The following is a 15,661-nucleotide window of genomic DNA, read 5'->3' as shown; positions in this document are numbered from 1 at the left end:
TCGGTGTCAGACACCCAGTTTCACCTCAAGACACCCAGTTTCACCTCACTAGATCCCCACCCTCAATATCCTGCTGGGCCGCCCTGCCTTCCCAATGATTTTGCTCCCCACGACCTCAATATACCCCGCCTGCTCCAGGCGTTCGATCATGCGGTTCATGCTGCGAAGGGAATTGCCGAACTCCTGGGCCAACTCCAGGCTGGTGAAGGTATCTGTCTTATAGAGGTCCATGATGGACTTCAGCTTATAAATGTTGTTGATGCTGACGCCGCTTTTCTCGGAGATCTCCTTGAAGGGCAGCTCGAGACTACCCACGGGCTCATTTTCAACCACTTTGTCCAGGGCTGTGATGCGCTCCAGGCGCTTGCGGTCATAGACCACGAAGCACTGGTTGCCACCCATTTTGAAGGCTTTGTTCTTGCCAATAACCGCGTTGGACTTGGCCTCCCTGGCGGTGATGCCAAAACCAATGCCCACGCTGAGGGTGTGGGCGGTCTTCTGGTTGATCGACCGGAGGATGGGCAGCTCTCTGAGGTTGTTCGTCTCGAACTCCAGGATCTGCTTTGTGGTAAACAGCATGTAGTTTTTCTCGGTTTCGACCACCGCCGCTTGGATGCGCTGGGCGAACTTGTAGACTTCCTCCGTGATTCGGGTCTTTTCCAGCATGACGCTGTATTCGTTCTCCGAGGTCAAGTCGTATTCGTTGTCCAGGTCTATTTCCATGGACATGACGACAATTTGGCTGACGGACATGTCCTTGAACTTGATCTTTCGCAGCAGGTCATAGAGTTTGTTTTTGATGTAGTTTTCGTTGGAGATTAGGAGCATGGAGGGGATACCATCGGCTAAAAGCAGTTTGTGGACCGTGGAAATTCCAGTGATGGCAATGGCGCCGGGGTGGGATAAATGATAGCCTTTATGAAACGCCACCAGGTCCTCAATCAGGCTGTCGTGAAAAATGTCAATGTCCGACACGGCGGCCTGGTACTGGCCTGGCTCAAAGCCGAAGCCGCTGTAAATGGCGCGGACCATCTCCTCGGTGTAGGAGTCTATGCTGATCCGCCGAATATCCAGGTCATCCTTCAGGGTCGCCTCCAGGAAGATCCGCTGAAGCTGGCTCTCATCGTTATCCAGATGGACCCATGGGTTCTGGGAATGCATCCGGTGGTTCATGATGTCATACAGGATCTTGCCGGTGAAAATGATGCCGTCGAAGTCGTTGATGTGCTCCTTCAGGTAGTTCACCGTGGTCTGGACCTGGCGCATGTCATGAATTTCAATGGGTTCGCCCCGCAGGTTCGAGAAGCTGTTTTCGATCACGCGCTGGATCCGCTTGATGTTGTCAATATGTCCCACTACGCCGATGGTCTTCACATCCATACCCCCTGAATATTTCGCAATTATTGAATTCATTTTACGTCGCAGCGGGATTAAAGTCAAATTAAAGACACTATAAAGCGACCATCGGAAATGGTATGCTTTAATTACTAAATCTCAGGGGGTAATAACATGGTCAAGTACGTCGCGGAGCCATTCAAGATCAAGATGGTTGAACCTCTTAAAATGACAACGAGAGAATACCGGGAAGAAAAGTTGAAAGCAGCCAACTACAACGTTTTCGGATTGGATTCTGATGATGTTTATATCGATTTGCTGACAGACAGCGGCACCGGCGCCATGAGCGACACCCAGTGGGCGGGCATCATGACCGGCGACGAGTCCTATGCGGGGGCCAGAAGCTATAGAAGACTTCTTAAGGCGGCGCAGGACATCTTCAACTACAAATACGCCCAGCCGGTGCACCAGGGCAGAGCGGCGGAGCAGGTATTGCTGCCGTGTTTGTTGAAGAAAGGGCAAAAATGTATCTCCAACATGCACTTTGATACCACCCGCGGTCACGTCGGCCTGATTGGCGCGAGAGCGGTGGATATTGTTGTCCCTGAAGCCAAGGATACGCAGACTTACATGCCGTTCAAGGGCAATATGGACGTTCCTCGGCTTGAAGCTTACATCAATGAAGTAGGGGCTGAAAACGTCGGCCTCATTATTATGACGATCACCAACAACTCTGCTGGCGGTCAGCCTGTTTCCATGGCCAACATGAAGGCGACTAAGGCAGTAGCGGATAAATATGGCATTACTATGATTATCGATGCGGCGCGCTATGCGGAAAATGCCTACTTCATCAAGCAAAGGGAAGAGGGCTATGCCGATGTTGAGATCATCGACATCGTCCGCGAAATGTTCAGCTATGCAGACGCCTTCACCATGAGCGCGAAGAAAGACGCCATTGTCAACATGGGCGGCCTCATAGGCATCAGAGACTCCGAGGAGCTTTACACTAAGGTTAAGGGCTGGACTATTCCTTACGAAGGCTTCGTCACTTACGGCGGCCTTGCGGGCAGAGATCTTGAAGCTTTGGCGATTGGTCTTTACGAAGGTCTCGACAAGGATTATCTGCGTTACAGAATCGGTCAGGTCGAGTACCTGGGCGGGCGACTCATGGAAGAGGGCATCGCGTTCCAGTATCCTGTGGGCGGTCACGCTGTATTCCTTGACGCGAAAGCATTGTTGCCGCACATTCCTTATAACGAGTTTCCAGGCCAGGCGCTGGCTTGCGAGCTGTATCTGGAAGCGGGCATCCGTTCATGCGATATTGGCTCCTACCTGCTGGACCTGGATCCGGAGACTGGGGAGCAGCTGCAGTCTGAAATGGAGTTTACGCGTTTGGCGATTCCGAGACGCGTGTATACTCAGGCGCACTTTGATGTCGTCGTCGAAGCATTGATCAACATTAAGAAACGCGCTAGCGAAATTACAGGCTATAAAATTTTATGGCAGCCTCCTGTTCTGCGCCACTTTACGGCGAAGTTGGAGCCGCTTAAGAAGTAGGGCGGCTTAAGGGAGTAAGGCTAAGAAAGAAAAGATAAGATATTAATCGGAAAGAAGCCATCGGCGCTAAGGCGCTTATGGCTTCTTTTTTATGGAATGAAGCGGTGGCGGAAGCGGGGGTTGATAAGCCGAAGGCCGCTGCGGCTGACGCCTTTCAACCCCCGCTTCCACTTCTCTTGGAAGAAGGCGCTGGCGCGCCTTTTGGTTGCACTTGAGATTCATCCTCGCATGCTCTGGCACCGAAATGATTTTGGTGTCAGACACCAAAGTTGAGCGAGTGTCAGACACCAAAGTTGAATGAGTGCCAGTCACCAAACTGAAACTTGTCCGCGTCACCAAGCTTTATTAACGAAAAGGGAGAGAGAACAGCGCCACGCGCCATTCTTTCTCCCGATTTTTTGTGTTCATCTTCGCGATAGTGCAATTTAAATACGCCTCAGTGTCCTTCGCACATAGATTTTAAAAGTTCTAAAGCACTCAACCAAGGCTGCGTCATCATGTCCTCGTGCTCCGGCAAGACTTCAATGGTGACTCGAAGATCAGTACCTTCGTCAGTAGATTTGAAATAGTAATTTTCGAACGCCGGAGCCCAGGCTTTGGCGTCTTCGCTTTCTGTATCTTCAATGCCTTGAGCGACGAAGCCGAGCATTAAGATGGATATCAGCTCGTGAAGTTTGTTCTCAGCTACTTTAGCCACCATGCCGTTACCAGTGGGATTCAGAAAATAGATCTTTGAGCCTTCTTCCCAAGTGCCTTCATAATAAGAGCCCTCTTCAAAAGTGCTGGTCCACTGACGGTAAGTGTCAGGACCGAGCATGGTTTCCCAAACTAAGCTAACCGGCGCAGCGATGGTCGTCTTGAATTCCAGAGTCTTCATGTCTGATCCTCCTCAGGCTTAACTTCTTCCATATAGACAACTTCCCAGAGGTGTTGATCCGGGTCCTGGAAGCTTCGGCTGTACATGAAATCATAGACCTGCGGGTCGTTGTAGTAGGTGGCACCTGCTGCGAATGCCTTGTCGACGAGGATGTCGACGTCTTCGCGACTATCGGCAGAAAGGGCCATAATGACTTCGGAATAGATTGCAGTATCCGTGATTTCCTTATGGGTGAAGGACTTGTAGAAGTCCTCTTTCAGAAGCATGACGTAGATGGTATCCGAGATCACCAGGCAAGCCGCGTCGTCATTCGTGTAGGTTGGGTTAAAGGTCCAGCCTAGGGCTTGAAAGAAAGACATGGAGACCTTAAGATCTTTAACCGGCAAATTGACGAATATCATTCTGTTCATGTGAAACTTCCTCCTCACATCATAGTGGGATGCACAGTTGAAACTATATAATTATTTATTCTGGTGAATTTGTGCACCTTCTATGTAAATGTGGAGGATTAATATAAAAAATATATACCCCCTACAGGGAGCATTAGTCGCGTTTAAATGAAAATTATTATCAGTCACTTTCCTGATGGTCTTTCAGCATCATCATGCGATGCTCATGGTTGATGCTGAAGCCATTGATCATGATTATCAAGATATACACAAAGTTTAGAAAATGAGGAAAAATGACAGGGATCTCTCCAAGGTAAAGACGCGACCTGTATAGCCCTACAAGCATCACCATCAAAATCGTGATTCCAGCGACGATTTGTAAGAAGTTTTTTTCAAAAATGAGATCCAGTCTTCTTTTTAACATTTTGCTTAAAATATAAATCAACAGCAAAAAAACCAAGCCCGTCAGAAAAAGGTCTTTCGTTAAGCCAGCGGGATTATCATCCACATATAGTCTTGGAATCGTCGTCGTTATGAACATTGCTGTGATAAGAGCAGTTTCGTAATAAATAATTTTGCCCAGGCTGATGACTAATTTTGGCAGCCTGTAGAGGATAAATATAAAGACGAGACTTACAAACATCTGAATGACGGCTATACAAAAAATGATGCTCGCTATAACTACATTAAATGCCAATTCTTGCATAAGATCCGGACTTCCCGGATCGTAGGCAATTCTGCTGATGTTTGAAAATAGAAATGCCGCCAGGATCAGTCCAAAAAATCCGGCAAACAGAATGCCAATAACTTCAGACGAATCTCTTTTTTCGTACTCAATCAGCAAGTAAATGCCACTAAATGAAAAACCAGCAAGAATTCCGGCGAGGTTTGCATAATTGCTGCTCATGGTCGTTATGTCATACATAGTAACACCCCTCTTTATTTCAATGGTTGAGGTCTCATTGTCGGATCAAATCAGAAGAATAATCTTCGATCTTGTTCTTTCTGCAATGGGATGGCGGCGTAGCAGCTTATGAATATACGCTCGTATGTAATAATTATTCTCACCTGACACTGGCTGAAACAGGTTTTGAGAAATGTTTTAGGTTTTATTTTTTTGCTTCACCAGATCGCCTTTAAGGCTGCTTTCAGCTTCCGAGAATATACTGAATTAAAGACACAGTGATGCAGGATCAACAGCCTGACGACCAAATCCGCAGAATCTGTTTCGTACTACAAAACTACACGAAAGGTGGCAACGCATGAAAACGCAGTCTGAAATAAAACCTATAATGCACAGAAAGAAGTCCAGTGCAGCAGCGCTGGCACTGATTCTAGTCTTTGCTGCCAGTTTCTTGACGGGGTGCGCCCAAGCGTCGGATGACACAGCCAACACAGCCAACATAGCCAACTCAGCCAATGAAGGAGAAACCATCACAGAGCAGCCTCTTGATTCAGCCCCGGAATACGCCGAAAAAATCTTCGGCACGGACATCATCACCCTGGAAATCCTCTCAGATGAAGAGGACTGGCAAACCATGCTGGACAACGCCACGGCTGAGGCATACATCAAAGCGGACGTCATCGTCAACGGCACGACCTTTAAAGATGTCGGCATCCGCCCCAAAGGCAACTCCAGCTTAAAACAAGTCGCCTCCTCTGACAGCGACCGCTATAGCTTCCGGATCAAGTTTGACAAGTATGTCGATGGCCAAACCTGCTTCGGCCTCGACCAGCTGGTCGTCAACAACATGATGGGCGACAACACCTACATGAAGGAATACATCTCCTACGACCTTATGAAAACCATTGGCGTGGACGCGCCCTACTTTGGCTTCACCGACATCTCCGTCAACGGCCGGCCCTGGGGCTTATACCTGGCGGTGGAGCTTTACAATGACAGCTACGAGACAAGGGTTTACGGAGACACCTCCGGCACCTTATACAACGTGAAGATGAGCATGGGCCAGGACCAAATGCCAGTAGAGGGCAGGGGGCCGATGGTCAATGATCCAGCAATGGACGAGCGACCATCGGCAGGATCTGGAGCTTCTGAGTCTGTGCCACCCGCCAAAACCCCTCCAGATTCCACGGCTTCCGGCCTCGATCAAGCGCCGGGCGGCTTTCCAGCCAACGCACCAGGTGGATTCCCAGGCGGCAAAGGCGGCAACATGGGTGCCAAGAACGGCGGAAGCCTCGCCTATACGGATGACGACCCAGAAAGCTACAGCGACATCTTCGACAACGTCGTGGGCGAAGAGGACACCGCGGCCAACCAGCGGGTGATCACTGCCCTCAAAGCCCTGTCCACTGGCACCGACCTTGAGACCTACCTCGACACAGACGCAATTCTCCGCTATCTGGCTGCCCATACCATCGTCGTCAACCTGGACAGCTATTCCTCCACCATGGCTCAGAACTACTATCTCTACGAGCGCGGCGGTGAGATCGCAATCCTGCCGTGGGACTATAACCTGGCCTGGGGCGGCTTCCAGAGCGGCGACGCGTCCGCCGTTATCAACTTCCCAATCGATACGCCGGTCAGCGGCGTCGCCATGACCGACCGCCCGCTCCTGAACCAGCTGCTGTCCAATCAAGACTATTTGGCACAGTATCACGATCATCTGAACACCCTCATCCAGAACTATTTTGCCGATGGTCACTTCACCACCAAAATCCAAGCCCTCAACACCCTGATCGCCGACTATGTGAAGAAGGATGCCACGGCATTCTGCACTTACGAGGAATACCAAACCGCCGTTGAAGCGTTTACAGACCTTGGAACCCTGAGAGCGGAGAGTATTCAAGGGCAACTGAGCGGCGACATCCCAAGTTCATCAGATGGGCAGAAAGCTGATCCATCCTCCCTGATTTCAGCCGATGACCTCAATTTGCAGGATCTGGGGTCGATGATGGGGGATAGAAAAAATTAAAAAGGAAGCTTGGAGGCGGGCTCCAAGCTTTAATAGAAACTCGGAGGAAACTCGGTGTCAGCGGCTAGCGCCTATCAACCCCGAGTTTCAATCCGTTTAAGATTCAAAAGATGAAATACGGTTGAAATGGGGTAAGAAAGAAAAAACTCACAAAATCATTTAGTATCAGAAAGTAAGGAGCGATCCCCATGCCAAAAACCAAACCCATTGAAATGATCTTCACCGGCCCGCGTCCACACTGGGTTGGAAATGGATTTTACGTCAATAATTATTTTCCGTCAGGCCAAAACTTGCTGGAGCGTTTCACCCCCTTCATACTGTTGGATTACAATGCACCTCGGGAAATAAAACCGAGCCTAACCCCGAAAGGTGTAGGACAACATCCTCACAGGGGCTTTGAAACCGTGACCTTTGCCTTTGAGGGTGCGGTAGAGCATCATGACAACAAGGGCAACCATGGGATCATCTACCCAGGCGATGTCCAGTGGATGACCGCCGCTGCCGGGATCATGCACAAGGAATACCATGAAAAAGAGTTCAGTAAGCAAGGCGGCGTTTTCCACATGATCCAGCTGTGGGTGAACCTGCCAAAGAAAGACAAGTTTGCTGAACCGGGCTATCAGGCCATCACTAAGGAACAGATGGGAAAAGTCACGTTGCCGGAGGAAAAGGGGAGCGTTACTATTGTGGTGGGTGCTTTTGATGGCGTAAAAGGTCCTGCAAAGACCTTTACACCAATGAATATTTACACTGTTGAGTTGAAGCAAGGCGGCGTCGTCACGTTAAACGAGCCAGCCAACTTTAACTTCGGTATGCTGATCCTCAGCGGCGAAGTCAAAGTTAATGGCCAGGTTGGCAAGGGAAAGGACTTCGTACTCTTCAAGAATGAAGAGGGCAGGGTCGTGATCGAAGCAGCCAGTGATGACGTCAAAATCTTCGTCCTGAGCGGTGAGCCTATTGATGAACCCATTGCTGCGGGCGGACCATTTGTTATGAACACCAGAGAAGAGCTCAGACAGGCCAATGAAGACTTCAATAATGGTAAGTTTGGGACGTTTGATTTTTAAATTTTTTGCGATACCATCTGTAAAGACCATGAAGCCCTTCAATTGCTTCAAGATCTCTGCAGATGGCTTTTTTTGGAATGAGGTGATTAACCTACAATTATTAAGTATTTATGAATTGTAGGTTAATGAAGGTGTCACATCTGGTGTCTGCGGCTTGCGCCTGGTGCTCCCTCTGATTCCATTTGAAAATCATTCTCGCATGCTCTGGCACCAAATCAAAACTTGTCCGCGTCACCAAATTTGTTTTTGTCCGCGTCCGTGCGCCAAGATAAGGGCGTGTCAGATAGTGGGTGGGAACCCCACCGAGAAAGGCGTAGCGAGCCACTCGCAGCGAGTCTTGAGTGCCTGATGGCAACAGATGGTGCTAAGCGTAGACAGCTAGATAGTAGGCGGTAAGCACAAAGATGAAGGGATTGAGCCTCGAAATACGTATCGGGAAGGCTGATGCTTTGGACGCTGCAGAAAGCAAGATCAGTTTGTTCGCTAAGCGAGAACAAGCGGCTTCCCCGGGGTCGGAGACCTCCGCATGCTAGACATTGATTTGACACAGTCAACTTGGGAGACCCTACTGCTCTTCACGCAGAGGGAGAAGGATTAAGCCAAGCGATAAGAAAGTAAGGCGGTCTATGGTAGATAGGGAGTCGGATGACTGCATAGTATTGATGAAGTGGAGTAATGTCCATGGAGAAAAGGCGGTCACGCGACATCAGCCTTGATGGAGACACATACACTATACGCAGAGGTAGGGAATGTATGGAAACGAAACTGGCAAGGATAGCAGAAGTAGCAAGAACTAAACCCGAAGAAAGATTTACATCGTTAGCTCACCTGATCAATAAAGAGATGCTCAAACAGTGCCACAAAGAAATGAAGACTGGGAAAGCATCAGGCGTAGATGGGATTACAAAGATCGGGTATGAACAAAATCTCGAAGAAAACCTGACAGATCTAGTGAACCGGATGAGACGGCAGGCATATAAGCCGTTACCAGCCAGACGCACCTACATCCCCAAACCGGGGACAGATGAGAAAAGGCCACTAGGCATACCTGCATATGAGGATAAACTGGTACAAGCAGGACTCACGAAAGTCCTCAACGCCATCTACGAAGAAATATTTCTGGACTGTTCCTTTGGATACAGACCGGGCAGAAGTTGCCACGATGCAATCAAAATGTTGCGAGCAATAGTAAACAAACCAAGCATACATTACGTGGTGGACACCGATCTCAAGAAGTTCTTTGACAGCGTAAATCATAACTGGATGATGAAGTTTCTAGAACACAAGATTGAAGATAAGAACATCCTAAGACTAATCCAAAGAATGCTTAAAGCAGGAATTATAGAGGCGGGCATAAAACACGATACACACGAAGGAACACCTCAGGGTGGTGTCTGTTCGCCAGTTCTTGCGAACATCTATCTGCACTATGCATTAGACCTATGGTTTGAAAAAGCATTCAAGAAAAACTGTGAAGGCGAAGCCTACATGGTGAGATACGCTGATGATATCGTATTCTGCTTTGAGCACAAAAGAGAGGCCTTAGATTTTTATGAGGCACTCATAGAAAGACTGGCGAAATTTGACCTATCCATATCAAAAGAAAAGACAAAAATCATAGAATTACACAAAGACAAAGATGATGATGGGGATAGCGAACCTTTCGATTATCTGGGATTCACCTTTTATCTCGATAAGAACCCCAATCAATTCAATTTCAAAGAGATCAGACTCAAAACAAGCAAGAAGAAGTTCCAAGCCAGTTTGCTCAGGTGTAAGATCTGGATCAAAGAAAACAGGACACTACCGACGAGAGAATTTATGAAACGAATGAAAAGTAAAATCCAAGGACATATCAACTACTATGGCGTAACAGGAAACTATCGAAGCGTCAACGGATTTGTCAGGAAAGTAAGAGCACAATTGTATTATTGGTTAAACCGTCGGAGCCAGAAAAGAAGTTTTAACTGGGAGAAGTATGAATTATTCCTGAAGAAATATCCTCTCCCAAGAGCGACAACGAAAGTATATATCTATGAACTCGGAAAAGGCTCAAACTATCTGAAGCGAACGATGCCGCGAAGAGCCGTGTGCGTTAGTAGCGCATGCACGGTTCTGTGAGGGTGAAAAGCCGTGAGGCTTGAACTACTCGACCCAACCTAAAACCTGTCCGCGCGGCTTTTGGCCTATTGTCCCCAAGTTGAATATTCCCCTCGTTGTGATATCATAAAGAAAAACAAAAACGGATGTGATACCATGGCCATCGCGGATTTCATGATCCAGTACGGTGATGACGACAGAATCATAGCGATCGAGTACTTGGGCGAGGATCCCGAGTGGTTCAATGCGCTGGGCAGTGAACGCTACCTCGGCGAAAAGCTCTCAAGCGCCTTTGGTGACATAAAGAGCCACGACATTCTCGAACTGGGCAACAAACTCTTCAAGCTCCAGTTCACCTCAATCGGTACGGACAAGCAGCTCCTGCTGAGCCAGGACAGCCTGATGCTCAGCCTCTTAAAGGAAACCCTGGACAAAGTCTCCGAAGGGATCCAGATCTTCGACCGCAACGGCTACCTGATTCACGGCAATCCTGCCAGTGAAGCCCTGGAAGGTTACGACATCAACGAATTCAAAGGCCGGCACCTGCTGGACATCTACGAGCTCACCGAGGAAATGAGCACCACCCTCAGCGTCCTCAGGACCAAGAAGCCCGTCATCAACCGTTGCGACAGATTCCAAGCAAAGAACAACAAAGAACTGGTGACCATCAACTCCGGCTACCCCCTGATGATCCAGGACGAGATCTACGGTGCCTGTGTCTTCGAGAGCGACCTCTCCGTCATCAACAAAATCAAAAACCAGTCCTTCGACCTGGAAGCCTTCATCCGAAACGAGCAGCCCCTATTAAACCCCAACATGTACACCTTTAAGAAAATCATTCACCAATCCGAAAAAATGGCGGAGTGCATCCGTTTTGCCAAAAAGATCGCGCTGACCCACGTCAACGTCATGATCACTGGAGAAACCGGGACCGGCAAGGAAATGTTCGCCCAGAGCATCCACAATTTCAGCCCACGGGCGGACAAGCCCTTCGTGGACGTCAACTGCAGCGCCGTGCCCTCCAATCTCGTGGAGAGCCTGTTCTTTGGTACGGAAAAAGGCGCGTTTACGGGCAGCATGACCAAGAAAGGCTTCTTCGAGCTCGCAGAGGGCGGGACCCTGTTCCTCGACGAGATCAACGCCATGAGCATGGAGATGCAGGCCAAGCTCCTCAGAGTCCTCCAGGAAAAGCGCTATCAGCGGATTGGCGGCAGCCAGTATCACCAGTGCAATGTCCGGGTGATCACCGCCTGCAACGAGGATCCTCAGGCGCTCATTGAGCAGCAGCTCTTGCGAAAGGACTTCTTCTACCGCATTTCCGCCCTCTCCGTCCACATTCCGCCCCTAAAGGACCGCAAGGAGGACATCGCTCTGCTCGCGGCGAATTTTGCCCGGCAGCTGTCCGCGGAGTATGGCAAGCCGAGTCTCAGCCTCACCCCGGACATGCTGGACGTCCTGCAACATCACGACTGGCCCGGCAACGTCCGCGAGCTTCGCCACGTGATCGAGCACGCCGTCCACCAGTCCAGCGTCGAGGAGCAGGCCTTCAGCCTTTCCCACTTTCCCGCCTATCTGACCAAGGATTTGTCCGTCCTCCACAGTACCTTCAAAACTTCTGCCGATGGTCACCCAACCCAACCCATCCCCCCAAGCGCCAAGACCCTCAACGACTTACTGGATGCCTACGAGCAAACCGTTGTTCAAGAAGCGCTGGACCGCGCGAACGGCAACATTTCGAAAGCTGCCAAAGCCCTCGGCCTCAGCCGCCAGAATTTGCAGTACAGAATTCGAAAGTTTGAAGCCTTGAAGAGCGACTGAACGCAAAATTAATTTGCGTTATAGTGCCAAAATATTTGGCACTTTTTTTGTTCAGAAGGAAACAGGTGTCAGACACCAAGTTCCACTTGGAACTTGGTGTCTGACACCTATTTCCGCTTGGAAGCAAGATTCAATTGGCACTGGAGCTCTAACTTCATGCATTTTCAATTCGAACATAGAGCAAAATATTTTTGCAGTTCGGGTCACCATCGGCAGAAGGTCTTTGAAAGACGCACAGATTCAGACACCTCCGAAAGCCGCTTATTTCAATCCCTGCGTCAAAAATATTTAAAATTTCAGTCAATTACGGGCATTTGGCACGGGGCTTGCAATCCAGAGGGGTACCAAATAAATTTTAGGAGGTTTCAAATGTCTGTTGAATCCGTAATTGACCAAAAGGTTAAGAAACAAGGGATCCGAAAGGGCGTTTTCTGGCCGTCCATCCTGGTCGTCGGCGGGGCGGCTGTCCTCGGGACCGTCAACAATGCGCTGCTGACTGAAGTCGCACTGAACAACTTCCTGTTTTCCCTAAGAACCTTCGGGTGGCTCTACCAAATAATTTCGATTGTCGCACTTATCCTGGTTTCCATTATTACCTTTTCAAAGCTCGGCAAGATCAGATTTGGCGGCGATGACGCCAAGCCAAAGTATTCCTTCATGACCTGGTTCGCCATGGCGCTGACCGGCGGGATCGCCACCGGTGTCGTCACCTACGGCGCCAACGAGCCTATCATCTACTTTGGCAACATCTATGGTGAACTTGCCCAGACTGGTATTGAACCGGGCACGATGACCGCGGCGATTTTCTCCATCGCACGCAGCTTCTACAACTGGACCTTCATCCCATACGCCATGTACTCCCTTTGCGGCCTGGTCATAGCCTACGTCTACTTCAACCGCAAACAGGCGTTATCCGTTACCGCGTCCCTGGTGCCGCTCTTCGGCGAAAAGGTGACCAAAGGCGTTTGGGCTAACATAATCGACACGCTTTCACTGCTCGCTATAGCCCTTGGCCTCGCGTCGTCGCTGGGTGCCGGCCTCGCGCTGGTAGGCTCCGGTGTGGAATCCGCCTTCGGCATAGAGCAGGGGCCGATGGTCTGGCTGGTCCTCACCATCATCATCACTGCGACGTTTACCCTATCCTCACTCCTGGGTCTCGACAAAGGCATCAAGCATCTTTCCGCTATCAACGCCAAGGTGTTTTACATCTTACTTGGTATCTTAATTGTTGTCGGACCAACCCTCTATATGCTCAAAATGTCGACCGCGGGACTCTCCATGTGGCTTCAAAACTTCTGGGGCTGGGGACTTGATGCTGGCGAGGTTGGCGGCGAAGCCCTCGTCATGTGGTGGACGCTTTACGACTGGGCGATCTGGATTGCCTACGCGCCGCTCATGGGCATTTTCTTAGCGATTATTTCCTATGGCAGAACGATTAGAGAATTCATGGTCATCAACTGGATTCTGCCATCTGTCTTCAGCATCATCTGGTTTGGCGTTTGGGGCTCTACGGCCCTCTATTGGCAGCAAGAAGGTCAGCTGGATCTGATCGGCACCATTCAGGGCAGCGGCGCGGTTTCAGGACTTTGGGCATTCCTCGCGCACATGCCGCTTGGCATGATTTTTATCCCAATTGTCATGATCACTCTAGTCCTGTCTTTCTCCACGGCGGCGGACTCCATGACGCGCACCATCGCTTCACTCTGTACTGAGAACATGAAGCACGACGAAGAGCCGCCGACTTGGCAGAAGCTGGTGTGGGGCCTTTCTATAGGCTCGATTGCCTTCTTCATGGTCGCTTATGCCGGCGGTGCTCAAGGCGTCGACGGCGTCAAATACCTGGCTGCAGCTGGCGGTACCATGGTGCTCTTCATCTTTGTCCTACAAGTCATCTCGGCCATTAAGATGTTCTTTTTCGATGAGATCGTCAAATAAGGCGGCTTGGATCCCGGACAGAGTGAAACGTCAGACATTGGAGGAACGACATTGCTAAACTATCTGGAAACTGAAATGAAACAAGACGGTAACCTGGCTAAGGATACTGATGCGAAAAATGAAAATACAAACCGTGTCGAACTTGGAGGCACGGCGACATTAGAGGCTTTGGCAGCGGTTGCCAGAGCTAAGGCGGAGGTGGTGTTTTCGGACGCCTACTGCGAGCGGGTCAGCCGTTCAAGAACCCTCGTCGAAAAATGGATTCGCGAAGGCAGAGTCATGTACGGCATTACCACCGGCTTTGGCGCTCTGTGTGACCGTGTGATCTCAGAAGAAGAAACTGCGCAGCTACAGAAAAATATCATTTTGTCCCACTCGACTTCAGTGGGCGAGCCCCTCAGTATTGAACAGACCCGGGCGGTCATGTTCATGATGCTGCAGAATATGGGGCAGGGTTTCAGCGGCGTCAGTCTGGCGCTTCTGGAAAGAATCCGTCTCATGCTCAATTTGGATCTGATTCCGTTTGCCCCCCGTGAAGGTTCGGTTGGTTATCTCAGCGTCGAGGCCCATATTGGGATGGCAATCATTGGGCTTGGAAAGATCTTCGAAAACGGCGTTCCCGTGGAATCCAGGCTGGTCCTGCATAAGCATGGCCTGGAGCCCTTCGTTCTGGGGGCCAAGGAAGGTCTTGCCCTGATCTCCGGCACCACCAGCCCGACAGCTCTGGCGGCACTGGCGATCTTCGACATGAAGACGTCGACCCTCAGCGCGGACATCATTGGTGCTCTGTCTCTCGAGGCCAATCATGGCAACATCAAAGCCTTTGACGATCGGCTGATGCAGGCCAGGCCTTACGCGGAGCAGGGCAACACTGCTGCCAATGTCAGGACGCTGCTTCAGGACAGCGAGATTATTAAGGCCAGCGAAGGCCACCGCCTCCAGGACGCCCTGTCCCTGCGGGCTATGCCGCAGCTCCACGGCGCGGTGAAGCGGACTATTCAGGATGCCGTAAGAACTATTGAGGAAGAGATGAACACCTGCAGCGACAACCCCATCATCTGGCCTGAAGGTGATGATGGTCACGCCATGTCCGGCTGCCACTGCGATTCCTCCTACGTAGGTCTGGCGATGGATTCCGCCGCCATTGCCGCCACCACACTGGCCAAGATGTCAGAGCGACGCAATTACAGGCTGATCACAGAACATCTCTCCGGCATGCCGTGGTTCCTGATTCAAAATCCGGGTCTCAATTCCGGGCTCATGATTCCTCAGTATACCCAGGCAGGTCTGCTCAACGATATGAAAATCCTGTCTCACCCCGCTTCTGTGGATAGCATTCCAACTTGTGGCGGCCAGGAAGATTATGTGGCTATGGGTTATAATGCCGCAAAAAAAGCATTATCCGTCGCGGACAAGCTGGAATACATTCTGGCGATTGAGCTGCTTTCGGTCTATCAGGCCCACCAGTTCCTGGAGCCCGGCGTCAAGCCGTCTTCAGTGACTACGGCAATTTTAAAAGAAATTGGGAAACACATCCCAGTGTCCTCCCAGGATCAGTTCCTCTATCCGCATATGGAGTACCTGAAGGCTCTTATTCATTCAGGTCGTCTGGTTGAGATTGCGGAAGGTTATGTGGGGTCTATGCTTTAA

11 protein-coding genes are annotated in these 15,661 nt (G+C 50.1%); 7 read left to right on the top strand and 4 right to left on the bottom strand.

What is annotated here, in order from left to right; translation table 11 throughout:
- Window positions 1–48: 48 nt before the first annotated feature.
- Entirely contained in the window at window positions 49–1,374 is a 1,326-nt protein-coding gene (locus OEL90_RS08200; protein ID WP_300687850.1) for a hypothetical protein, read from the bottom strand.
- 135 nt (window positions 1,375–1,509) lie between these two features.
- Between OEL90_RS08200 and OEL90_RS08195 the strand changes: the two genes are divergently transcribed.
- Complete coding sequence (locus OEL90_RS08195; protein ID WP_300687849.1) at window positions 1,510–2,892, top strand: tryptophanase; 1,383 nt, start codon at window positions 1,510–1,512, stop codon at window positions 2,890–2,892.
- A 436-nt stretch (window positions 2,893–3,328) separates the two neighbouring features.
- Here the strand turns inward: OEL90_RS08195 and OEL90_RS08190 are convergent, their stop codons facing one another.
- The 3 genes from OEL90_RS08190 to OEL90_RS08180 all read right to left on the bottom strand — a co-directional run bounded on the left by OEL90_RS08190 (window position 3,329) and on the right by OEL90_RS08180 (window position 5,083).
- On the bottom strand, window positions 3,329–3,769 hold the full coding sequence (locus OEL90_RS08190) for an SRPBCC domain-containing protein (RefSeq protein ID WP_300687848.1): 441 nt from the start codon (window positions 3,767–3,769) through the stop codon (window positions 3,329–3,331).
- Window positions 3,766–4,179 carry a VOC family protein gene (locus tag OEL90_RS08185; RefSeq protein WP_300687846.1) on the bottom strand — a complete coding sequence of 138 codons (414 nt, stop codon included), beginning with the start codon at window positions 4,177–4,179 and terminating at the stop codon, window positions 3,766–3,768. Before OEL90_RS08185 ends, OEL90_RS08190 begins: the two co-directional genes overlap by 4 nt.
- A gap of 160 nt (window positions 4,180–4,339) precedes the next feature.
- Complete coding sequence (locus OEL90_RS08180; RefSeq protein WP_300687844.1) at window positions 4,340–5,083, bottom strand: hypothetical protein; 744 nt, start codon at window positions 5,081–5,083, stop codon at window positions 4,340–4,342.
- Window positions 5,084–5,420: 337 nt separating this feature from the next.
- Between OEL90_RS08180 and OEL90_RS08175 the strand changes: the two genes are divergently transcribed.
- The 6 genes from OEL90_RS08175 (at window position 5,421) to OEL90_RS08150 (ending at window position 15,661) form a co-directional block, all read left to right on the top strand.
- Window positions 5,421–7,091 (top strand): CotH kinase family protein, encoded by a 1,671-nt coding sequence (locus tag OEL90_RS08175; RefSeq protein WP_300687842.1) that lies wholly within the window; start codon window positions 5,421–5,423, stop codon window positions 7,089–7,091.
- A gap of 188 nt (window positions 7,092–7,279) precedes the next feature.
- Window positions 7,280–8,158, top strand: a complete 879-nt coding sequence (locus OEL90_RS08170) for a pirin family protein (RefSeq protein ID WP_300687840.1) — start codon at window positions 7,280–7,282, stop codon at window positions 8,156–8,158.
- 753 nt (window positions 8,159–8,911) lie between these two features.
- The gene (gene ltrA, locus OEL90_RS08165) at window positions 8,912–10,279 is read left to right on the top strand and encodes a group II intron reverse transcriptase/maturase (protein WP_300687838.1); all 1,368 of its coding nucleotides are present in this window, start codon (window positions 8,912–8,914) and stop codon (window positions 10,277–10,279) included.
- A gap of 135 nt (window positions 10,280–10,414) precedes the next feature.
- A complete protein-coding gene (locus OEL90_RS08160) occupies window positions 10,415–12,076 on the top strand; it encodes a sigma-54 interaction domain-containing protein (RefSeq protein WP_300687837.1) in 1,662 nt (553 codons plus the stop codon).
- A gap of 369 nt (window positions 12,077–12,445) precedes the next feature.
- Complete coding sequence (locus tag OEL90_RS08155) at window positions 12,446–14,011, top strand: BCCT family transporter (RefSeq protein WP_300687835.1); 1,566 nt, start codon at window positions 12,446–12,448, stop codon at window positions 14,009–14,011.
- Window positions 14,012–14,062: 51 nt separating this feature from the next.
- Window positions 14,063–15,661 (top strand): aromatic amino acid ammonia-lyase, encoded by a 1,599-nt coding sequence (locus OEL90_RS08150; RefSeq protein ID WP_331488113.1) that lies wholly within the window; start codon window positions 14,063–14,065, stop codon window positions 15,659–15,661.

The organism is Acidaminobacter sp. (assembly GCF_030247605.1).
GTDB lineage: Bacteria > Bacillota > Clostridia > Peptostreptococcales > Acidaminobacteraceae > Acidaminobacter.
Note: the sequence above shows the minus strand (reverse complement) of the source record. Positions and strands in the feature narration are given on the sequence as shown.